Below are 23,381 nucleotides of genomic sequence, written 5' to 3'. Positions count from 1 at the left end.
TTGTTTAACCTTGTACACATTATATGCAGCACTAAGCAAAGATAATTCTTTTGCTTCTACTTCATAAATTATTTTCTTATAGAGTTATAAACCTCTCCTTTCAGTATAGAAGAGGTATATTGTTATAGAATGCTTAGTTTACATCTTTCCCAGAAATCATTCAATAGGGATTTCTTTAATCTCAAATTTTGATTGAGGTAAATCCCCTACGCGCATAGCCTGCAACCTTAGAGTGCTGAATAAGCCACTATAATCTCCTTTAGATAATTGTTGCATTGTTATAAATGTCATATCAATCACTTTCTCCTTACTTATCTTTTTTATAACGGTATTACCTGCTATAAAGGGGCTACTATGAACATCTATTGTATTATAAATAAGATAGTAAACTATTAAAGGGTTAAGCCCATTGATATTAAAGGAGTTCTTACTTTCAGGCAGGTTTATGCTATACTTGGCAGCATAATCTTTAACATCTTGAATAGAGACTGTTATATCAGCCACTAGTCTTAACCCGTTCTCCTTAAACACCATTTGAGCTTCTGACAGAGTATATAAAGAATCCTGTTTAGCTATCAGTGCCCTATTCTCTTTGTGTAATAATACACTATAAGAGATAGAAGATACTGATACAATCAATAATACGACAATAGATAAAATAGTTGTCTTTTTCATTACTTATCTGTTATTATTAATTTGTCCAAGTCTATAATCCATCCATTTGCTGTAAGGAATGGCATACCAAGTACCCCATGTACCTGTATTCCAGATTCATTCTCAATATGTTTCATGCCTTTGTACTCCTCTATGACTGAGAATACTCCAGAGTATGCTTTTCCCTCTAGTTGAAAGGTTATTCCCACATATTGGGTCTTATGCTCCTGTCCCTCAAAGCCTATCATAGAACCGCAGCCTTCAAGCTCAATGAAAGACTTGGTGAAGTGCTTGCATACAAACTTGTATATGATGTTTATGGTTGCTCCTGTATCAATCAGAAAGCATAGGTTACCTTTATTTCCATCATCAGTTGTCAACTCAATAGTAATCAGAGGTAAGCCTGTCTTAGCTATGCTCCAACTTAAATCCTGTTCCATGTTATTTTATATTAGTCCTTTGGGTTAAATTACTTATGTCAAACTTGATAGTCTTGTTATCTTTTACTGCATAAACCAAACTTCCATTACTTCTAACAGGTGATATGTTATCATAGATGGCAGGAAGTATCTCATTCCCTTGTGTATCTATAAGTCCCCACCTCTTTATTACAGTATCATCTGTTTTCTCTTCTATGATAACTCTGAGTAGTCCATATTCCACTCCACTAATCCACTTGTATTGGATGAGAGTAAGTAGATTGCCTGTAGGAGTGATTAACCCTTTAAGGAGTTTTTTACGAGCTATAAGGAGATTGTTGTAGTAATCAAGGCTGTCATACTCTCCAAAAGGTATAGTCATCTTCTTAGTTAGAACTTCTATGATGCCTCTTTGATATTCAGAGTTCATGACTATTGCATATTGAGTACCAACAAGTGATATGCTTCGATACTCACCCATCAGCATTTCAAGTCCATCAGTATTTAATACTCCCCACTTGTTATCTTTACATACTACAATCATAGATTCAGGAGAAGTGAACTCTCCTGTAATGTTATCATATTGAGGTTGAATTACTATCTCAGCATAACTATTGATAAAGCCTATCTTGCCATTCTGTATGACAGGACATAGATAGCAATCATAACCATTCAATAACTCCTGATTAACCAAGAGACCGATACCTTTGGCCTTTAGTTTAGCAATCCTCCCCTCTTGACTACCATAACAAGTTTCATGTACTGTTCTGCCTGTAGTCCCAATATAGGACTTGGCGAGAAGTTGTGGTGGTGTTTTGTATATCTTCATTAATACTCTCCTTTCTCAGCTTTGTCTTCATCATCTTCCCAATCATCATCATTGTAAGGTCTTGCACCACTAGACTTATCACTCACCATGTAGATTATACCCACTATTGTTATAATCCATCCTATAATAGTTATTGAATCCATCACTTCTTGTTTTTATAATGTTCAATGATTATACCTATCACCCCTAATATAGGTATGATAAATATGAGGAAAATCCATATTAAGCTTATTGCTATTTCTGTAGAACTCATTGCTATCTGCCTCCATATCATCTCAGTTTAAGGCATAAAGAAAGGTGTGATACTTTCCTGTTCAAGTCCAAGGTATCACCACAACACCTACAATCACAAACAGAGAAAGCCCACACCTTATGGTATGAGCATTCACTTGCTTACTGCTGTGATTGTTAGTCTTCAAAGTGGTGATTTTAGGACTGTCACAAGTAAGAAGCAAACACTTCCTTTTCCAATATGTCTTTGTTAAACCTTTACTTCATTGGCAATTACTTTAGTTATTACTGCTACAAAGGTAGCACTTTCCAGCGAGAAACAATCATAGAACCGCCACTTTTTCAAAGCAAACTCCAGCATATCAGATACCATAGGTATGGGCTGTGCCTTAACTACATACAAAGGTACTCTTATTCCCTGTTATTAATGCAGGATAGTTTAAGTAATGTCCTGTTGCTAACAATGCAGCAATGAACTTTACTGATAATATTCATTCATTATAGGTATAGCACATCAAAAGCCCCAACCTGTAATAAGCTGGGGCTTGTACAACAACAAACTACAGACATGGGCTGCTACCAGTCCAATACCTTAGCCATTATGAAGAGACCAATAAAGAACATGGCTATCTCTCCTAAAAGGTCTAACACAATTTCCATTTCTTAAATTTGTTATTTGTTCAACATTACTCAATACAAGCGGCATTCTTATGGTCAAGAAAGGGATTAAGTTAAGGATGATGGAACAGCCACATATCCTAACTTCCTTAAACAAACCTCTTCCTGACCATAATAGCCAACCTCTTTAATGACCAAATGCACATCTAACTCTGTCTTTATATAGAGAAATCTCAAGTTAGATGTGCAATTTGTGCTTGCCTTCCTTATCCTTATAGCAGGTGTACTCACTTTCCTATAAATCAGAAAAGAGAAGTGAGTACAATCCTGCTCTGCTGTAAAGCTAATATGTTACAATATATAATATTTATAACTTAGTGCGCAAATGTCGATTTTTACTTTAATTCCTATAAGACAGTCCAGTATTTTTCGACACAACAAGAATTTCCTACCATAATGGATAAGAGAGGGAGAAAACTACTAATCAGGGTGATTACTGGATGAACCAAGAATACTCACTTTCTCCATAGAGAGCCTTGTTAAGCCCCTCTGCAAGCTGGGTGGCATTGTAGGCTCTATCCAAGAAGTTATCAATGTAACTGCTCTTATTAGCTCCTGTAAGCAGATTATACACATTCCACATGCTGATTCCGCTATTAGGGTCTTGAAGAGGTGAAAAGTTATCATCATGATAATATGCCTTGGCTACAAGGTTCACCTGTGTATCAGTCATAAGCATCAGAGGCAGCTTCCTCTTCTGTTCATTAGGCAGGTATTGGTACAGTCTGCTCTTGCCCAAGAACTGTGCAAACTGCTGTTCTGTCATGTAGCTGTCCTTAAAGGCTGACATATAGTAAAGGTGCTTTGATATGTTGTACTCTTGGAATAGCTGCATGGCAGATGTAAACAGGTCATTGATGCTCATCACCTTTAGCTCTGACTTGTAACCATCAGTAGAAACACACATATTGCAACATACCATATTCTTGAAGCCAATGAACACCTTGAATTTCTCTGCTCCTTTCCTACTATAAAGGTTCTCATGGTTGTATGCCCTTACACCACCTATGGTGAGGTTAAGCCTGTTACCTGCAATGTCCTCATGAATGGTGGGTATCTCGAAGCAGAACATCATCCTTTCATAATAGATGGTCTTGTCTGTTTCCAGCAAGTCCTTTACTGGCTTGTGGATGGCTTCAGGGGTTCTTCCCTTAATCACATGGCTTACCCTTATAGCTGGGCATTCAATGGTCTCATTGGGGAATACTCTATTGGCAGCTTCCCATACAGCTTCTATGAAGTTGGGATGTGAGATTGTTATCTCATTATCCTTGCTGAATACAGGCACTACGCAGTCATTTTTCAAATGTTCAATAGTGACTTCTTTTGTATTGGCTTCTATGAAAGGCAACTTATGCCCACTTCCTGACTGTGGCACTTCTGCTTCCATTATCTCTATTGGAGTAATGACCTCCGCATCATATCTCAAACTTCTGTTCATCCTGCTTGGATAAACCAAATCAGCCCTGACAGGCTGCAACTGCATTGCTTCCATATCTTGTAAAATTAGGTGTATAGTTGATACTCTTGTTCTTTATCTCCTGCAACTCTGATTTCTTGTTCATGAAGTCAGAGGTGAGTTGCTGATACCATTCAGGGTACTGGTGATAGATTGAGGTCAGTTCCTCAATGGACTTGGCTTGGTTTATCTTACCTCTAATCATTTCTACGGTAACCCCGTCATTGCACCAGTCATTGATGATTTGCCCTGTGGTTGGGGTAATCATGAAGTCAGGTTTGTTAATGAAAAGATTTGTCCTGTCCTTAGATACCACACACTGGTGTTTCATATTGATGTCAAAAACTATGGTAAACTCATAATCTATTCCATCCCTCATGACAGCCTTTAGACCTACCTTTTCAGGCACCATTTTGCCATTCTTCTCATTCAGCACATAATCCTGCTTGCACCTCATGGTACAGATAATGTGCCTGTCTGACTGCAATATCTTCTGCATGAAGCTGTTCATTCTTGGTGTTATCTTCTGCCAGTTAGTGAAGCTGTTCCCTTGCAAGTTGGCATGGTACTCCAGCAGGTTATCCCAGCATTGGGATATGCTGTCTATGATGATTACCTCCATGCCTGCATCCTCACATACCTTTATGGCTTCCATATAGGTTTCTGGTGTGAAGTTCTCATTCAAGCTCAATACATTGTAACTGCCCAGATGTGCATATAAATCTGCACTTCCATTCTCTGAATCAATGACTGCTATCTTAGTCCAGTCATTGCAAAGTCCATAAGCCAGCAGTAGTGCTGAATAGGTTTTTCCACTACCTGCACAGCCTTGCAAGGCTAACTTAATCTTAGCCTGCTTCTTAGATGATTTTCTTAAGTTCATCATATCAAAAATACATTTAGTTAAACCTTTTGAGAAATAAAAAAGAGTAGCAAGCCTTAACTCACTACTCTTCTTGACCTTATTGACCAACCTTAAAGGGTAGCCAAAGTAGGTGCTCCTCCATCCCCCTTCTGATGGAGCATATAGAACATATCTCCTGTATCTGGAGAGCATACCTGTGAGATGACAGGGTTGGAGATTTCACCATTAATGAACTTCTCACTCACTGCACCAGTTTCAAAACCATAGACAAAGAAGCACTTACCTGTATAGGGATTCTGCTTAACTTCAATCTTATTTACACTCATCTTGGACTTGAACTCTTCAACAGTCATAGTCTCTAAAAACTTTAACTTTTCCATGTCTATTAATTTAGAATGTTATACATTAGTTACAAAGGGGGAGTTAGTGCCCAATGAGTTAGTACCAGTTCATATCACCAGCAATTAACTCACTGGGGTATCTCCCACTCCAAAGCAAGGGGAGGGAGGGGAAAGGTGGTTAAGGCTTGCTTATGGAAGTCCAGAAGAGGTGAAAAATTAAAAATAATTTTTTTAAAATAGAATTGGAGAAGGGCAGTAAATACAGTTATCTACTTCTATGTTCAGATATGGCAACCCTCTGCTTACAATGAAGGAAACAGGGACTTTTGAACTTTATCTCATTCATAACACTTTTCTACATTTAACATTTCATGCTCTATTGAAGCATCCAATACTCTCGCATAATGTTGTGTCATTCTAATACTGGAATGTCCTAACATTTTAGATACATTTTCAATAGAAACCTGATTAGCAAGAGTAACAGTCGTGGCAAATGTGTGTCTTGCAAGATGTGTAGTTAAATCTTTACTAATACCCACTATACCAGCTATCTCTTTCAGATAAGCATTCATTTTCTGATTAGATAATACAGGAAGCAATTTCCCTTCTTTATGGGATAATGAAGCATACTTATCAAGAATTTCTTTAGCTGGCTTTAATATGGGTACATGATACATCACATTGGTTTTATACCTTGATTTTCTAATCCATAATCTACCATTTTCTTCCGTAATATCATTGATACTCAAAGAATAAACATCAATATATGCAAGTCCAGTATAACAACAAAACAAAAACACATCCCTTACTTGCTCAAGTCTGACAATATTAAAATCTTTATTAGCAAGCCTTGTAAGCTCTTCTTGTGTAAGAAAGCCCTTATCAACAGGTTCCATTTTTAGCTTCAGTTCTTCTGTAGGAGAAGCTGTTATAAGTTTTCTTGATACAGCTAACTTAAGTATTTTTCCAAGATTTCTGATATATTTTACTGTAGTATTATTGCTATTATGTCTTACAGTCATCAAATAATGTTGATACTTTTGAAGCATTTCCACATCAATTTCACTAATATCTACATCTTCTACTTGGTATTTGTACAGCAGAAACTCATGAAAAAGCTTCAAAGAAGTTTCATGTCTTTTGTAGGTAGCCAATGCTACTGATATATCCACTAATTCCTTCAATTCTTGATTATGTTCAGCATAAAGAGCTAAAATGCCTGTTTTAGGCTTGGGAGCATTAAGGTACTTATATCTGTCTAAAATCTCTTTTGCACTTACCTGTTTACCCTCTCTCTGAATTTGGAGAGTTAAATCATGCAGAGTATATTCCATTTGGTCTAAAAAGGAATTTGTCTGCTTGTTAACTAATGTATTTCCTTTTGCTCTGCCTTTAGTTGCCACCCAATGGGAGGGCATTACACTTCTTCCTGTAGTAACTTCGGCTGAAAGCCTGTTAAATGTAACTCTTACAAAGATAGATGCAGTCCCATCCTTCAAAAGCTTCTTCCTTTTAATAAAGAATAAAATTGATACCATATTACACCACTTTTAATTATTATTTCAATGATGCAAAGGTCTTAATAATCAGAGAATTACACAAGTGCAAAAGATTGAATATCAATGAAATAGAACGAAGTCTGTTGGACCTAAAGAAGGACATATTTCAAGTCCAATGATTTATCCAACCAAAAATTTTCTTTTATATTCATTTTAATTCATCATCTTACAAAAGCAAAATCCTGCAATTCAGAGAATTACAGGATTTTTCATTGTCTTTCATCAGACTTCTGTGGACCTGGAGGGAGTCGAACCCTCGTCCAAACAAGGAAGCCATATGCTTTCTACATGCTTATCTCTGCCTTCGGTTTTCGTGCATAAGCAAGACCAGAGCCACCCACTTATACCTTAGTTCCTAAAATTTCATTTCAGTCGCGGAACGAGACCAAAACTATTTCCGAATTTGCTGCACCGCTAAACCAAACGCTTCGGAACAAGAGCTTTTGAGCGATGTCTCGTTTCCATCACTTTGACGGAAATAAAGCTAATCTACTGTACTTCGATTAAGCAGCGAGAGCATAGTTTTCGTTGCCAGATAATTGTTCAGTAACTGAGATTATAGTGCAAATCACTGACGCACTGCATGCTTACATACCACATCTCTCGCTGTCAAAACCAAACAAGCCCAAGATTAGTATCAATTTTCTGCAAAGATAGTAAATCAAATACTATTTACAAAAAAAGAGAGGTAAATTCACTTGACTTTCATCCCAGCCGGCAAATTTACCCCTCTATTTTCAGACTAATTAATTATTAATGATGGAATAAACGGATTCCCGTAAATGCCATTGCAATACCGTATTTATCGCAAGTTTCAATCACATGGTCATCACGCACAGAACCTCCTGCCTGAGCAATATATTCCACGCCACTCTTGTGAGCACGTTCAATATTATCTCCAAACGGGAAGAAAGCATCCGAACCCAATGATACTCCCTTCAATGTATCAAGCCAAGCACGTTTTTCTTCGCGTGTCAATACTTCAGGTTTCTCAGTGAAGAACTGCTGCCATACTCCATCAGCCAATACATCGTCATGATCTTCGCTAATATAAATATCGATGGTATTATCACGATCGGCACGACGGATCTTTTCTACCCAAGGCAAATTCAGCACCTTCGGATGCTGGCGCAAATACCAGATATCAGCCTTATTACCAGCCAGGCGAGTACAATGGATACGGCTCTGCTGTCCGGCACCAATACCGATAGCCTGTCCATCTTTCACGTAGCAAACAGAATTAGACTGAGTATATTTCAAAGTGATTAATGCAATCATCAAATCACGTTTAGCAGCTTCAGGGAAATTCTTATTCTGAGTCGGAATATTCTCAAACAATTCTGCTCCATTCAATTTCACCTCATTACGTCCCTGCTCAAAAGTGATACCAAACACATCCTTCCGTTCAATGGGATTCGGACGATATGCCGGATCAATTTTAATCACGTTATAAGTACCCTTACGTTTATTTTTCAGAATTTCAAGGGCTGCGTCAGTGTATCCCGGAGCAATCACTCCGTCAGAAACCTCACGATTGATAAAACGAGCTGTTTCTTCATCACAGACGTCACTCAAAGCTATAAAATCGCCATACGATGACATACGGTCTGCTCCACGAGCGCGCACATACGCATTTGCCAACGGAGACAAAGGTAAATTATCCACGAAATAAATCTTTTTCATGGTTTCATCCAGTTCCAGACCGATTGCGGCTCCGGCAGGACTCACGTGCTTGAACGAAGTTGCAGCCGGCATTCCGGTAGCTTCTTTCAATTCTTTCACCAACTGCCATCCGTTAAACGCATCCAGGAAGTTAATGTATCCAGGACGTCCGTTCAATACTTCAATAGGCAGTTCTCCCTCCTGCATGAAAATGCGGGCCGGCTTCTGGTTAGGGTTACAGCCGTACTTGAGTTCGAGTTCTTTAGCCATATTTTAATAGTTTGGTTGAATTTTCTACAAAAGTACGAAAAAATCAGAAGCTTCTTCATGATAAGTGCATGATTTTAAGAATTCCTCCAAAAGCCAACTGAAATATCACAAAATAAATCTGTATTTTTGCCCATATTCTATACAAAATATAAATGTTATGATAGACGAATTATTAAACTTCAACAAGACTTTCGTAGAAACCAAGGGATACGAAAAGTACATTACGAACAAATACCCTGACAAAAAAATCGCCATTGTCACTTGTATGGATACTCGCCTGACAGAGCTACTTCCCGCAGCCTTAGGAATAAAAAACGGTGATGTCAAAATCATCAAGAATGCCGGAGGTACCATCACTCACCCTTTCGGTAGTGCCATGCGAAGCTTGCTTGTGGCAATCTATGAATTAGGAGTGGAAGAAGTCATGATTATCGGACATACCGATTGTGGCGTACAGCACATGGACAGTGAAACCATGTTACAGCACATGCGTGAAAGAGGAATTTCACAAGACCATATTGAAATGATGCAATATTGTGACATCAACCTTAACTCATGGCTCAGCGGATTTAACGACACGGAAGAAGCCGTACAAAAGAGTGTACACATCGTACGCCATCACCCGCTCGTACCTCAAGACATAAAAGTAAGAGGATTTATCATGAACTCCACAACCGGAAATCTTACTGAAATAGAAGACAAATAAAACAATAAAAGCCGATAAAGGAGATTAACCCTTTATCGGCTTTCTTTAAGTACACAAAATTATCTTTCTTCTGTAAGCGCAATCATTGAAACTTCCTGAGGCACATAATCTCCCTGGAAGAAGCGGCTGGCACGAAGCAAATGACGCCAGATACTTACCAACTCCTGAGATTCCTGAAGAATATTCAAATATACCATAGATGCCTTCAAGCTTGCATTATCACCTTCCTGCATACGGTTCATCTGCTGTTTACGCAAAGCAGAGATACGATTTTTCAGGTCATCTCCTTTTTTCAGAATGTCATCCGCTTCTTCATAATTATCCTGGCTGATAGCCACTTTGGCACGTTCCATCAGTTTGCATAATTCATCACGTACAGGCAAGAATTCTTTTACACAATCCGGAGAAATCGGATTAAAGTTGTTGTCCACATGTTCTTTACACGGTTCACAAATTCGCTTCAAGCAATAAAGCATCTGTTCGCAACTGTTACTTCCCAAGTGGAACCAAGTATTCTTTTCCATAGCCACGGTTATTGGCAAACGGCGGAGACCAAGTATTTCTTTACGACGACGTTTCTTCAACATTTTCTTCTGGTCGTCCGTCGCATTCATAGCCTTTCGTAAGCTACGCAAATCTTCATTGATGAACCCGTCGGTTACCTGCACATACGTCTTCTCACAGAAACCCACGTAATCAGTCAGTGTTTCCTGCACATGCTGACGGAGCAGAGCCAATGTTTCACTCTTGTCTTTGCTGCTCATCATACGTTTGAACACATCATCCTGGCTTTCTACCTTTTCCTTCTTGCTATATCTGATGTTACTACGAACCAGAAGTACGACTGCCACCACAATAAAAGCAAACATACCGAAGAAACTGGTGTAAAACATAACGAATGTAACCAAGGCACAAATAGTAAATGCGACAAAAGCAGTGATAAACCAGCCCCCAATCACAGAAAGCACGCCCGTGATACGATAGACCGCACTTTCACGACTCCAGGCACGGTCGGCCAGCGAACTACCCATCGCTACGATGAAGGTCACATAAGTAGTAGACAAAGGCAGCTTCATGGTTGTACCCATGATAATCAGCAATCCGGACAATACCAGGTTCACCGAAGCACGTACCATATCAAAAGCGGCCCCGTCAGCCAAAATAATCTCATCTTTATTGAAGCGGCCGTCAATCCAACGACGTACATTTACCGGAATCACACGTACCAGAAAATCATTGATACTCGTTGCACGACGCACAATCACACGTGCCAGTGCAGAAGAGCCGAACATCTCATCTCCTTCCTCCTGACGAGCCAGGTCGACAGAGGTCTTGATTACATTCTTGGCTTTTTTAGAAGTGGCCAGTGCATAGACCATAATCACACCGGAAATGACCAGGAAAATCAGCGGAGTCTGTGCGGAAGACATAAGGGAAGACATCATGAAATCATGGATACCGGCTCCATTCGAATTGGCCACATAGTCTGTATAGGCAGAAAAACCGGCCAGAGGCACACCGATAAAGTTAACCAGGTCATTCCCGGCAAATGCCAAAGCCAACGAAAAAGTCCCCAACAAAACTATCACCTTGAAGACATTCACCCTACACCAGTGGAGCACCTGCATCAACACGGTAAATATCACAAAACAGCCTCCCACCAGCATCGCGGTATTCTCCTGAATCCAGGCCAACGCTTCCGGAGTCATAAAAGATGCACTCTTCAACCCCTTAATGATGATAAAATATCCCAAAGAAGTTACGGCAATACCACCGAAAATTCCGATAGTCCAAGAAAGATTCTTCTTATAGTTAAAACTGAAAATTAGTCGGGATATATATTGTACAACAGTACCCACAATAAAAGCGACGGCTACTGAAAGGAAAATACCCATAATCACTGAAAGAGCCTTTTCCGTATTCATCATATCACCTAAGGTTAACAGTCCGGTTTCATCACCGACAATCTTCAGAATGGCAAGAATAAAAGTACCTCCCAATAATTCAAATACCATTGAAACAGTGGTAGAAGTAGGAAGTCCTAACGTATTAAAGACATCCAGAAGGACTACATCCGTCACCATTACCGCGAGCAGAATACACATGATTTCATAAAAGCTGAAGTTTACCGGATGAAAAATTCCGTGACGGGCAATATCCATCATCCCGTTACTCAGCACCGCTCCCGCAAATACTCCGATAGCAGCTACAATAATAATAGTTCTGAACTTTGCTACTTTTGCACCTACTGCAGAGTTCATGAAATTCACTGCGTCATTACTGACCCCCACCAGCAAATCAAAGACTGCCAGCATAAATAAGAAAATAACAATTCCTAAATAAACAGTTTCCATACTTGTTTTGTTAAGTTTTTTCCGAGTGCAAAAATATTTCGTTCGTGTTATAAAAGAATGTCATATATGTTACAATCGTGTTACAAAATAAAAAGGACAGCCTGAAAAAACTTTGTTTCTCTTCAAACAACAGCATTAAAACTTTCAGTGATAATGCAAAAAAAAGATATTTTATGCTCATTATCCTGCGTTTATCATCTGAAAATTCGTAATTTTGCACCTGAATTTTAAATATCAAACATTTATGTCAGAATCAAAGAAAATAAAGACCGCATTGGTGTCTGTTTACCATAAAGACGGTTTGGACGCCATCCTGGCCAAGCTTCATGCAGAAGGCGTTGAGTTCTTGTCTACCGGAGGAACACGTCAGTTCATTGAATCATTAGGTTATCCCTGCAAGGCTGTAGAAGACATTACCACTTATCCTTCTATTCTTGGAGGACGCGTTAAGACATTGCATCCTAAAATCTTTGGAGGTATCCTTTGCCGCAGAGAACTGGAAGGCGACCAGAAGCAGGTTGCTCAGTATGAAATTCCAGAGATTGACCTGGTTATTGTAGACTTGTATCCTTTTGAAGATACAGTTGCAAGCGGTGCAGCAGAACAAGACATCATCGAAAAAATTGATATAGGCGGTATCTCATTGATTCGTGCCGGAGCTAAGAACTTCAATGATGTAGTAATCGTAGCCAGCAAGCATCAATACCAACCCTTATTGGAAATCCTCAACAAACAGGGAGCTGTAACCACACGCGAACAACGCCGTTGGTTTGCAGGTGAAGCATTTACTGTTTCTTCACACTACGACACTGCTATCCGCGATTATTTCAAAAAATAATTGTGCTGGCAGTCATTCAGTCTTCCTAAAACGGATTTATTAATTTCAAAATTCTAGACTTATATTAAAGGAATGGGATTATTCTCCTTTACACAAAACATAGCGATGGACCTTGGCACAGCCAATACCATCATTATCAGCAATGACAAGATTGTGGTAGACGAACCATCTGTTGTTGCATTGGATCGTCGCACAGACAAGATGATTGCCGTAGGTGAACGTGCCAAGCTGATGTACGAAAAAGAAAATCCGAACATTCGCACTGTACGCCCGTTACGTGACGGTGTTATTGCCGACTTCAACGCTTGCGAACAGATGATGCGCGGATTGATTAAAAAAGTAAATACAGGACGCCATTTCTTCACTCCCTCTTTGCGTATGGTAATCGGAGTACCTTCCGGTTCTACAGAAGTAGAATTACGTGCCGTACGTGACAGCGCGGAACATGCAGGAGGACGTGATGTCTACCTGATATTCGAACCTATGGCTGCAGCTATCGGTATCGGACTGGATGTAGAAGCTCCGGAAGGTAACATGGTAGTTGACATAGGTGGAGGTTCTACGGAAATCGCCGTCATTTCTTTGGGAGGTATTGTTTCAAATAACTCTATCCGCGTAGCCGGAGATGATTTGACAGCAGATATTCAGGAATACATGAGCCGCCAGCATAATGTCAAAGTCAGTGAAAGAATGGCAGAGCGTATCAAGATTCACGTAGGTGCAGCCATGACAGACCTGGGAGATGATGCACCTGAAGATTATATCGTACGTGGTCCAAACAGAATCACTGCCCTGCCGATGGAGGTTCCGGTATGCTATCAGGAAATCGCGCATTGTATGGAAAAGAGCATTGCCAAAATAGAAACAGCTATTTTAAGTGCTCTGGAAAATACACCTCCTGAATTGTATGCCGACATTGTAAACAATGGTATCTATCTGGCTGGAGGCGGAGCGCTTCTGAGAGGACTTGACAAACGACTGACAGATAAAATCAACATTCCTTTCCATATTGCCGAAGATCCTTTGCTGAGCGTAGCTAAGGGAACAGGCATTGCACTGAAGAATGTAGATCGTTTCTCATTCCTGATGAGATAATATCATAAAAATTGAAAATGAAGAGATTTCAGATTTCTTCATTTTCAATTTTCATTTTTTCGTTTATACACCATTCGGATTCTCTGACATGCGAAATCTGCTCAATTTTCTGCTGAAATATAATCACTGGTTCCTTTTCGTTCTATTAGAGGTTATTTCACTTACCCTGCTGTTCCGTTTCAACAACTATCAGGGAAGTGCTTTTTTTACTTCTGCCAACTACCTCGCAGGAATAGTATATGAAGCTTCCAGCCAAGTAACACGCTATTTTGGCCTGACAGAAGTCAACAAGGACCTAACAGCACGAAATGTCGAATTGGAGATTGAAGTGGAACGCTTGTCACAAGCCTTAGAACAATATACGCAAGACACTACAGGAGTGGCTAACCTGCGTAAAGAAGCATTAAAAGACTATGTGCTATATGATGCAAGAGTAGTCAACAACAGCATCACACACCCCAACAATTTCATTACCATCGACAAAGGAGAGGCCGACGGCATCCGCCCGGAAATGGGAGTCGTATGTGGAAACGGAGTAGTCGGCATTGTTTATCTCACAGGAAAGCATCATGCCATTGTACTGCCCGTATTAAATTCCAAAAGCAGCATCAGCTGTAAAATCAAACGAACCTCTTATTTTGGTTTCCTGAAATGGGAAGGAGGTTCTTCACAATATGCCTACGTCAAAGATATGCCCCGACATTCCGAATTCTCATTGGGCGATACGATTGTAACAAGTGGTCATAGTGCTGTTTTTCCTGCCGGGATTCCCGTAGGAACCGTAGATGATATGGAAGACAGTCACGACGGACTATCTTATCTGCTCAAAGTCAAGCTATTCACAGACTTTGCCCGACTGAACAATGTCAGGGTTTTAGGGTCATTCAACGGCACTGAGCAGGCACAACTTGAGGACAGCATACATTCAATGCAACCATAAAAATTAACGATACAGAAAGCCAAGGTAATTATGCAATATATCATACGTCTTGAATGGTTCATCATACTTGTCTTACTGCAAGTACTGGTACTCAACCACATTCATTTTGAACAATATGCCACACCCTTGTTCTATATCTACTTTTTATTGAAGATAGATTCAGACAACAGCCGTAAGGGATTAATGTTATGGGCCTTTTCTTTAGGACTTTGCATCGATATTTTCAGCAACACCCCAGGATTAAACGCTGCCACAGCTGTATGTACAGCCTTCTGCCGCCCATGGATTCTCAGATTGTTTTCCTTGCGTGACATTACAGACAACTTTGAACCAGGCATGTATCAGATGGGATTTGCTTCATTTTTCCGGTACACGATAGTCCTTGTTTTATTACATGCTTTCATACTGAATATCTTGGATACATTCTCATTGGCCAACACGCCCACGCTGTTGCTGAAAATTGCCAGTGATACAATTATCACGCTCATATTCATCTTATGTGTTGATTCTGTCAGGAGGAAAAAATAGTGGAAAGAAACTACGATCTTGAAAAGCGAAAATATGTAATTGGCGGTGCAGTCATTGTGATTGTGCTGATTTTTCTTATACGTTTACTTTCACTACAAATCATGAGTGAAGACTACAAGAAAAATGCCGACAGCAACGCTTTTCTCAAAAAAATACAATATCCAAGCCGAGGAGTCATATACGACCGGAATGATAAACTGCTGGTTTATAATCAGGCTGCTTACGACATCACTGTGATTATGAAAGAAATTACGGAGCTGGATACCATGGATTTATGCCAAACACTGAAAATCTCACCGGAGTTTCTGCGAAAAAAATTCCGTGACATGAAAGATCGCCGGCTTAATCCTGGCTACTCCCCTTACACCAACCAGGTATTTCTTACCCAGCTGTCGGCCGAAGATTGTGGTATGTTCCAGGAAAAACTGTTTAAGTTTCCAGGATTCTATATCCAGCGACGTACCATCCGACAATATACCTACAATGCCGGAGCTCACATCCTGGGAGATATTGCCGAAGTTTCCAAATCCGATATGGAAAAGGATGAATACTATATTCCCGGCGACTTTATCGGTAAATTAGGTGTAGAGCGTTCTTACGAAAAGCAGTTACGAGGAGAAAAAGGTATCGAAATATTGTTGCGTGATGCCCGAGGACGAATCCAAGGGAATTACATGGACGGGAAATTCGATAAAGCTCCTGTAGCAGGAAAAAACCTGCGACTGAGTCTGGACATCGAACTTCAGGAGCTGGGAGAACGTCTGTTGGAAGGAAAAATCGGAAGTATTGTAGCCATAGAACCATCTACAGGCGAAGTACTCTGCCTAGTTTCTTCACCGACTTACGATCCTCGAAAAATGGTCGGAAGAAACCGCGGTAAGAACCACCTGATACTGGCACGTGACCCCTGGAAGCCTTTACTGAACCGTGCCATCATGGGTACCTATCCGCCAGGCTCCACTTTCAAGACCTCACAGGCACTGACCTTCCTGCAAGAGGGAATTATAACCACCCAGACCAGTTATCCGTGTTTTGGTGGATTCAACTTCCGGGGACTTCATGTTGGCTGCCACGGTCACCCCTCGCCGCTTTCACTGATTCCGGCATTAGCAACTTCCTGCAACGGATATTTCTGCTGGGGGCTCTATTACATGATTGGCGCCCGAAAGAAATACGGAACCGTACAAAAAGCCATGAACACCTGGAGAGACTATATGGTATCCATGGGATTCGGTTATCCGTTGGGAATCGACCTTCCCGGAGAGAAAAGAGGATTTATCCCCAATGCTAGCGTCTACGACAAAGCTTACCGAGGCTCATGGAATGGACTGACCATCATCAGTATTTCCATCGGGCAAGGTGAGGTCACACTGACTCCATTACAAATAGCCAACTTAGGAGCAACCATTGCCAACAGAGGCTATTTTATCACCCCCCATGTAGTGAAGGAAGTAGAAGGTGAACCACTCGACACCCTTTACACACAAAAAAGATATACCATGGTAGACCGTTCCCACTATGAGGAGGTGGTGCAAGGTATGCGCTCTGCCGTATTGGGCGGAACCTGTAGAGGAGCCAACCTGCCCGACATCGAGGTATGTGGAAAAACCGGAACGGCCCAGAACCGTGGAAAAGACCACTCTGCCTTTATGGGATTTGCTCCCATGAAAGATCCCAAGATTGCCATAGCAGTCTATGTGGAAAACGGAGGATTCGGTGCGGTATACGGTGTACCTATCGGACGACTCATGATTGAAAAGTATTTAAAAGGGAAACTCTCGCCAGAAGACGAAGTCATGGCTACAGAGATTCAAAACAGGAGGATTGATTATGGGATACATGAGAGGTAGTGTATGGAAAAATGTGGACTGGTGGACCATCGGACTTTACCTGATACTGGTCATCTGCGGATGGTTCAGTGTGTGCGGAGCAAGTTACGATTATGGTGAGCCGAATTTCCTGGATATTACCACACGCGCCGGTAAACAGCTGATGTGGATAGGCTATTCACTGGGGATAGGCTTTGTCATACTCATGCTTGAAGACCGTGTATACGACACCTACGCTTATCTGCTTTATGGCATTATGATTTTGCTACTATTCGGTACTATCTTCAATCCGCATGAAATCAAAGGTTCACGTTCATGGATTGTATTAGGACCGGTAAGTCTGCAACCCGCTGAATTCGCCAAATTTGCCACAGCCCTTGCATTAGGAAAATATATAAACGAATATACTTTCCAGATGCAGCGCACCCGCAATCTGATAACTGTATTGGGCATCATTCTGCTACCTATGGCATTGATTATACTCCAGAAAGAAACAGGTTCTGCCCTGGTGTACCTATCCTTTTTTTTAATGCTCTACAGAGAAGGGATGACCGGAACGGTTCTATTTTCCGGAATCTGCGCTGTGGTATTTTTTATTGTCGGCCTAAAATTCAGTGCAGAAATTATGCCTGATGAAATGACATCATGGGGAGAATTCTCCGTGTTGACGCTGGTCATTCTGCTTTCTTCCTTTCTGGTGGGAAAATATTGTCAGCGTCAGTCGCCCAAACTTGCAGCCTACATTTTCGGTATCGGAGGCGGAGGAACGTTATTAGGAGCCCTGTTTTCCAACTATGTAATTCCATTTAATGTATGTCATCTCCAGTTAGCCCTTTGTGGAGGTATCGTACTCACACTGGCTTTCTTCTATCTGCGTGAACGACTGAGAGCTTATTTCTATGTAATTCTGTTCGTAGTTGGCTCGGGCATCTTTTTCTTCTCGACCGACTATGTATTCAATCAGGTACTTGAACCTCACCAGAAGATTCGAATTGAAGTGCTATTGGGAATGAAAGATGACCCTGCAGGAGCTGGATACAATGTCAACCAAAGTAAAATTGCCATCGGTTCCGGAGGATTATTCGGAAAAGGCTTTCTCAACGGTACACAGACCAAATTGAAATACGTTCCGGAACAGGATACCGACTTCATTTTCTGTACCATTGGCGAAGAGCAAGGATTTGTCGGCTCCGCTTTTGTCATTTTCTTGTTTATGGCACTCATTCTACGCCTTATCGTGCTATCCGAGCGACAGGAAAGCCGCTTTGGAAGAGTATACGGCTACTGTGTACTGAGTATATTCTTTTTCCATCTCTTCATCAATATAGGAATGGTTCTCGGACTAACCCCCGTTATCGGTATCCCCCTTCCCTTCTTCAGCTACGGCGGTTCCTCATTGTGGGGATTTACCATCCTGCTGTTTGTCTTCCTCCGCATTGACGCGGCCAGGGAGAAATAACCGGATTCCCACATCGGATATTCCAGGTAATGGATTCTGCCTCATCAGATGAGTGATACGAAAAATGCGGTCTATTGAATCGGTAGAGAAAATAACCGGTTTATCTGACACATATACATGCTGATACAATCCTCCCATTGCCCCACTCTGCACCCAGTGTCCTTTTTCATCGGTCAGATAAATGTGTAGTGTATCCGTGCGGGGCGGTATTGAATCGCCTTCCGACTGCGTCACCGAAAGCCAGATATCCCGATAAGAATATTCTCCGGTATGACGGAGACCTATCTCCATCCGGTACTCACCGGAAGAAAGTCCTACAGGAAGATGGAAAGCCAGGGAATCGGATTTATCCCAGCCTTCTTCACCAGAAACAGCCTGATATACATGATACCGTGTATCTGTATGACAGGCATTCAGCAGGAACAAGACACATAGTGCCAGTCCTGCCTTTATATAATAGATAAAAGATTCTTTAAGCCTGTACATCCGTATTTGTATTACGCTCCGGACGTTTGTTTCCCTCGTTATTCCGACGGAAATTTCTCCGTCCGTTGCGGTTAGGGCGAGGTTCCTGACCGGCTTTTGCCTGTGGTGCATTTCCGGCATTTTCAGCCGCTGGAGCCTGTGGAGCTGCCGGAGCCGGATTCCCTTTCGGTCTCTGTGGACGGTTATTTCTTCCTTGCGGTCCTTTATTTTCTTTCTCCTTAGGAATGTCTGGAGTTTGTCCATTACCTGCTTCAGGAGCCGCTGACGCATTGTTTTGTGATGCCTGCCCTTTTTGTTTCTTTTTCCGGTTCTTTCCGCCTTTTGTCTTGTCAAAACGGGTCAAGCTCTCTTGTTCCAGCAAGTCTTTTGAACGCTGCGATTCACGTCCAGAGAATTCGTCATCCAATTTTTCAGGCTTTTCTCCCCGTTTGTTCATATTCAGCACTTCAAATGCTCTGCGTGCAGAGATAGTCACTTCATTTGCCAGGAAACTCTTATCCGTACTATAAGTTATAGTTCCTTTCAGAATATCTGCCTTGAAGTAATAATACATGTTGTCCAACGTTTCAAGGGTAATTTCCTTACTCGGCAAACGTTTCTGACATTCCACGTAGGCATCTACTTCATAATTCAGACAGCATTTCAGTTTGGCACACTGCCCGGCCAGTTTTTGCGGATTAAGCGAAATATCCTGAAAACGAGCCGCACTGGTCGATACTGAAACGAAGTTCGTCATCCACGTAGCACAGCACAACTCGCGTCCGCACGGTCCGATTCCTCCGATACGTCCGGCTTCCTGACGGGCACCAATCTGTTTCATTTCGATACGCACCCGGAAAGTCTCAGCCAGCACCTTAATCAGCTGACGGAAATCCACGCGTTCATCTGCAATGTAATAGAATATTGCCTTATTGCCATCACCCTGGTATTCCACGTCACCGATTTTCATCTGAAGTCCCAGGCTTTCTGCAATCTTACGCGAGCGAATCATTGTATCATGTTCACGTGATTTTGCTTCCTCATATTTTTCCATGTCCACCGGCTTTACCTTACGGTAAATACGGCGTATTTCTGCATCAGGCTTCAAATTAGCCTTACGCATCTGCAAGGGAACCAGTCTTCCGGTCAGTGTTACCGTACCGATGTCATGTCCCGGACTGGCTTCCACTGCCACAATATCTCCCTTCTCCAGATGCAGCCCGTTGCTGTTTTTATAATATCCCTTACGGGTATTCTTAAACTGAACTTCCACCATATCCTGTTCCTCCGCGTTTCCAGGAATATCGGCCAGCCAATCGTAAGTATTCAATTTATTATTCTGTCGTCCGCAGCCTCCACAGCAGAGTCGGCCACTTCCGTTTTTAAGCTTGAAATCGTCCATATATTGTTATTGTTGTTTCATTTCTACAATCATTCTCAGCGCCATGTCAAAAAAAACCATCTTCGGATTCACATTCTGCTCAATATGTACCTGCGCCTCCCCCAGCAATTCCATCACGGAAATAATATTTCGCTCATTGATGTAAGGAGCAAAACGGCTGGCGAACTGCAACTCCTCCGGATTCAGATATACCATATCAGGTTGACGGAAATTACAGATAAAGTTTTCACGTACCATCCGCTGGCAATACTCCAGGAGGTTCTTCTGCCGTTCGCGCCCCATTCCTGCCACCTGCTCACTCCACGCTTTCAGGCTACGAATATCACGTTTATAGGCCGTACGCATGAGGTTCACAAAGAGTTCAAAACAAAGCTTGTTTTCCTCTCCCAAATGCACATTTTCCACAGCCCTCAACAAGCTTCCGGCCGAACGGTGTGCTATGTCACGGGCATCTTCCACAGGGAGCATATAACGCTCCACCAGATAACGCTCAATGTCCGACTCCGGCAAGGGCTTTAAATTGATGCGCTGCGTACGACTCACAATCGTAGGAAGCAATAAGTCAGGTTCCTCACTCACCAACAGAAAAACAGTCTTTAAAGGAGGTTCTTCCAGTAGTTTCAGCAACTTATTCGCACATTCCACATTCATTTTTTCCGGAAGCCAGATGAGCATGACCTTGTATCCTCCCTGACTGGCTTTCAGCGAGAGTTTCCGTTGAATTTCATCACTCTCACGCACATAAATCTGAGGCTGCTGATTGCCCGCATCAATGACCCGCATCCACTCCTGAAGGTCGGCATACGAATTACGTCCCAGCATTTCACGCCACTGAGGCAGGAATTCATCGCAAACCACGTCCCTTCCGGCCTTTTTACGTACTACCGGAAAAGCAAAATGCATGTCAGGATGAGCCAGATGGTCCATCATCTTACACGAATTACATTGTCCGCACGCATCATTTTCTGCAGGATGATGACAAAGAAGATAACGTGCCACCGCTAAAGCTATGGGTAACTTTCCACTTCCAGCAGGTCCCGTCAGCAACACAGCATGAGGCATCTTCCCATTCTTTGCACTATGAATGAGAAGTTGTTTCACATCTTCTTGTCCGATTACATCCTTAAAAAACGACATATTGTTCCGTAAAAATCAAGTTCTTTTTTGGGCTGTTACTACTATATAATCGGACAAAAATAAGAAAAAAATCGTAGTTTCAGGAGATATTCACCTTTTATTATTATATAACCGGCGTAAACAAATGCGCAAACCACCCTACGAAACGACGCCAGACACTCCGCTTCTTATATTCCTCACGGGTCATAATCGTACTGTTGAGCTTGTCGTTCTGAAATACTTCCCCCAACTCGGCAGTAGTAGGCAAATCCAGAATAAAAGCATTGATTTCATAATCATAATGCAGACTACGGCTGTTCAAGTTCGTACTGCCCACCGTACAGAACCGCTCGTCCACCATCATGATTTTAGAATGATGAAAGCCTCCATTAAACACGTAGATGTGTGCTCCCGCCTTACGCAGCTTATTGGCAATATAAAATCCGGCATCAGGAGTAAAAGAGATGTCCGACTTCCCCGGGATCATGATTTCCACCCGAACTCCCCGTTCAGCCGCTCGTTTGATAGCATTTCTGACCTTACGGGTAGGAGTAAAATAAGGATTGATAATCTGCACCTTACGTTCTGCAGCATCCAATGCCGCAATATAGGCCTCACGCATGATTTCCGGACAAGCTTTCGGAATACGCTGCACAATGGCCACCCTTCTTCCGGAACCCTCGCACAACGTGTCGTGTGGCACTTGTCCTTCTTTCAAACCTTCGTGCGTTTCCTTATTCCATACACCTAAAAAAGCTTTTTCCAGATACTGCACCGCCGGTCCTTCTATACGAATATGCATATCGCGCCAGGGACCGATTTCGGGAAGCCCGTTGATATAATAATCGGCAATATTCATGCCTCCCGTATATCCCACCTTTCCGTCAATCACCACAATTTTCTGATGGTCACGACAAAATACGTGATTGATATAAGGAAAACGAATGGGACTGAAACGGGCCATTTCCACTCCTCTTTCCGCCAGCATCTTCAGATGTTCCTTTCGCAAGGGACGACTGTTCGACAAATTTCCAAAGTCATCAAACAGGGCCTTGATTGTCACTCCTTCTTTGGCTTTCTCGGCCAACAGGGTAAACAATTCCTTGGCAATAGAATCACTGCGGAAATTAAAGTATTCCAGATGGATATAGTTTTCAGCCTTCTTTATATCCTCAAACAGATGTTCAAACTTGCTGCGACCGCTCTTCAACAAAGTCATACGATTACAAGCCGTAACAGGTATTTGTTTTTCTTTCAGAAAACGGGCAAACAAGGAATCAGCAGGCAGGTAAACATTGGTTGTGTCCGTTTCAGCCTGACCAACAACTTCTTTCAAACTCTGTCCTTTGGCTGAAATCACACTGCATATCATTATTACCCACCCTAACAGGTATAACTTTACTTTCATCTTCATAACGGTTATCGGGCAAAAATATGGAATATTTCAGAAAACTCAATGACTTTCGAAAACAGAATTGAAAGAATGACCATCTATTCCGTCAAATTGCCTTATATATACTCTACTCTATAGAACAAAAAGTCACGATAAAACTCTTAGTCTCAATACTCCTCCAAAACGCAAGTGCGTTCGTTCTAAAACGCAAGTGCGTTTGACTTGAAACGCAAGGACGTTTGAAGTGTACTGAAAATAGTTGTCAGTTTGAAGATTAATTCCTGACAAA

The 23,381-nt window shown here is 41.6% G+C and carries 20 protein-coding genes, 1 other RNA gene and 1 pseudogene; 7 read left to right on the top strand and 15 right to left on the bottom strand.

What is annotated here, in order from left to right; all coding sequences use genetic code 11:
• Nucleotides 1-156: 156 nt before the first annotated feature.
• The 10 genes from DXD04_RS05925 to DXD04_RS05885 all read right to left on the bottom strand — a co-directional run bounded on the left by DXD04_RS05925 (nt 157) and on the right by DXD04_RS05885 (nt 8,967).
• Complete coding sequence (locus DXD04_RS05925) at nt 157-675, bottom strand: hypothetical protein (protein WP_117671710.1); 519 nt, start codon at nt 673-675, stop codon at nt 157-159.
• A complete protein-coding gene (locus DXD04_RS05920; RefSeq protein WP_117671709.1) occupies nt 675-1,094 on the bottom strand; it encodes a pepsin/retropepsin-like aspartic protease family protein in 420 nt (139 codons plus the stop codon). Before DXD04_RS05920 ends, DXD04_RS05925 begins: the two co-directional genes overlap by 1 nt.
• A 1-nt stretch (nt 1,095) precedes the next feature.
• Nucleotides 1,096-1,902, bottom strand: coding sequence for a WG repeat-containing protein (locus DXD04_RS05915; RefSeq protein WP_117671707.1), 807 nt, complete (start codon nt 1,900-1,902; stop codon nt 1,096-1,098).
• Entirely contained in the window at nt 1,902-2,045 is a 144-nt protein-coding gene (locus DXD04_RS16650) for a hypothetical protein (protein WP_181977141.1), read from the bottom strand. The genes DXD04_RS05915 and DXD04_RS16650 overlap by 1 nt, the downstream gene beginning before the upstream one ends.
• Nucleotides 2,046-3,244: 1,199 nt before the next feature.
• Nucleotides 3,245-4,306: a DUF3871 family protein gene (locus tag DXD04_RS05910; RefSeq protein ID WP_117671705.1), complete on the bottom strand. Its 1,062-nt coding sequence runs from the start codon at nt 4,304-4,306 to the stop codon at nt 3,245-3,247.
• On the bottom strand, nt 4,272-5,156 hold the full coding sequence (locus DXD04_RS05905; protein ID WP_117671829.1) for an AAA family ATPase: 885 nt from the start codon (nt 5,154-5,156) through the stop codon (nt 4,272-4,274). Before DXD04_RS05905 ends, DXD04_RS05910 begins: the two co-directional genes overlap by 35 nt.
• 89 nt (nt 5,157-5,245) lie before the next feature.
• Nucleotides 5,246-5,515: a hypothetical protein gene (locus tag DXD04_RS05900; protein WP_117671703.1), complete on the bottom strand. Its 270-nt coding sequence runs from the start codon at nt 5,513-5,515 to the stop codon at nt 5,246-5,248.
• A 299-nt stretch (nt 5,516-5,814) separates the two neighbouring features.
• On the bottom strand, nt 5,815-7,014 hold the full coding sequence (locus DXD04_RS05895; protein WP_117671701.1) for a site-specific integrase: 1,200 nt from the start codon (nt 7,012-7,014) through the stop codon (nt 5,815-5,817).
• A gap of 251 nt (nt 7,015-7,265) precedes the next feature.
• Nucleotides 7,266-7,662, bottom strand: a transfer-messenger RNA (tmRNA) gene (gene ssrA, locus DXD04_RS05890).
• 126 nt (nt 7,663-7,788) lie between these two features.
• Nucleotides 7,789-8,967 carry a phosphoribosylaminoimidazolecarboxamide formyltransferase gene (locus tag DXD04_RS05885; protein ID WP_117671699.1) on the bottom strand — a complete coding sequence of 393 codons (1,179 nt, stop codon included), beginning with the start codon at nt 8,965-8,967 and terminating at the stop codon, nt 7,789-7,791.
• 157 nt (nt 8,968-9,124) lie between these two features.
• On the opposite strand from DXD04_RS05885, the gene DXD04_RS05880 reads away from it, so the two are divergent.
• Entirely contained in the window at nt 9,125-9,673 is a 549-nt protein-coding gene (locus DXD04_RS05880) for a beta-class carbonic anhydrase (protein WP_007562103.1), read from the top strand.
• Between the two features lie 59 nt (nt 9,674-9,732).
• Here the strand turns inward: DXD04_RS05880 and DXD04_RS05875 are convergent, their stop codons facing one another.
• Nucleotides 9,733-12,027 carry an inorganic phosphate transporter gene (locus tag DXD04_RS05875; RefSeq protein WP_117671697.1) on the bottom strand — a complete coding sequence of 765 codons (2,295 nt, stop codon included), beginning with the start codon at nt 12,025-12,027 and terminating at the stop codon, nt 9,733-9,735.
• Between the two features lie 244 nt (nt 12,028-12,271).
• Between DXD04_RS05875 and DXD04_RS05870 the strand changes: the two are divergent.
• The 6 genes and pseudogenes from DXD04_RS05870 to rodA all read left to right on the top strand — a co-directional run.
• Nucleotides 12,272-12,856 (top strand): annotated as a pseudogene (locus DXD04_RS05870) (IMP cyclohydrolase); the annotation flags it as partial.
• Between the two features lie 81 nt (nt 12,857-12,937).
• Nucleotides 12,938-13,960, top strand: a complete 1,023-nt coding sequence (locus tag DXD04_RS05865) for a rod shape-determining protein (protein ID WP_007562111.1) — start codon at nt 12,938-12,940, stop codon at nt 13,958-13,960.
• A gap of 88 nt (nt 13,961-14,048) precedes the next feature.
• Nucleotides 14,049-14,900, top strand: a complete 852-nt coding sequence (mreC, locus tag DXD04_RS05860; RefSeq protein WP_022053215.1) for a rod shape-determining protein MreC — start codon at nt 14,049-14,051, stop codon at nt 14,898-14,900.
• Between the two features lie 30 nt (nt 14,901-14,930).
• On the top strand, nt 14,931-15,428 hold the full coding sequence (gene mreD / locus DXD04_RS05855; RefSeq protein ID WP_117671695.1) for a rod shape-determining protein MreD: 498 nt from the start codon (nt 14,931-14,933) through the stop codon (nt 15,426-15,428).
• A complete protein-coding gene (gene mrdA / locus DXD04_RS05850; RefSeq protein WP_117671693.1) occupies nt 15,428-17,278 on the top strand; it encodes a penicillin-binding protein 2 in 1,851 nt (616 codons plus the stop codon). Before mreD ends, mrdA begins: the two co-directional genes overlap by 1 nt.
• Nucleotides 17,259-18,716 (top strand): rod shape-determining protein RodA, encoded by a 1,458-nt coding sequence (rodA, locus tag DXD04_RS05845; protein WP_117671691.1) that lies wholly within the window; start codon nt 17,259-17,261, stop codon nt 18,714-18,716. Before mrdA ends, rodA begins: the two co-directional genes overlap by 20 nt.
• Here rodA and DXD04_RS05840 read toward each other — a convergent pair.
• The 4 genes from DXD04_RS05840 to cls all read right to left on the bottom strand — a co-directional run bounded on the left by DXD04_RS05840 (nt 18,651) and on the right by cls (nt 23,113).
• Nucleotides 18,651-19,202 carry a gliding motility lipoprotein GldH gene (locus DXD04_RS05840; protein ID WP_117671689.1) on the bottom strand — a complete coding sequence of 184 codons (552 nt, stop codon included), beginning with the start codon at nt 19,200-19,202 and terminating at the stop codon, nt 18,651-18,653. The genes rodA and DXD04_RS05840 overlap by 66 nt on opposite strands.
• Nucleotides 19,189-20,583: a PSP1 domain-containing protein gene (locus DXD04_RS05835; RefSeq protein ID WP_117671687.1), complete on the bottom strand. Its 1,395-nt coding sequence runs from the start codon at nt 20,581-20,583 to the stop codon at nt 19,189-19,191. Before DXD04_RS05835 ends, DXD04_RS05840 begins: the two co-directional genes overlap by 14 nt.
• Before the next feature lie 6 nt (nt 20,584-20,589).
• Entirely contained in the window at nt 20,590-21,720 is a 1,131-nt protein-coding gene (holB, locus tag DXD04_RS05830) for a DNA polymerase III subunit delta' (RefSeq protein WP_117671685.1), read from the bottom strand.
• Between the two features lie 103 nt (nt 21,721-21,823).
• On the bottom strand, nt 21,824-23,113 hold the full coding sequence (gene cls / locus DXD04_RS05825; RefSeq protein WP_117671683.1) for a cardiolipin synthase: 1,290 nt from the start codon (nt 23,111-23,113) through the stop codon (nt 21,824-21,826).
• Nucleotides 23,114-23,381 lie beyond the last annotated feature (268 nt).

This window comes from Phocaeicola plebeius (assembly GCF_003437535.1).
Classification (GTDB): Bacteria; Bacteroidota; Bacteroidia; order Bacteroidales; family Bacteroidaceae; genus Phocaeicola; species Phocaeicola plebeius_A.
This window is presented reverse-complemented; position numbering and strand designations above follow the sequence as displayed.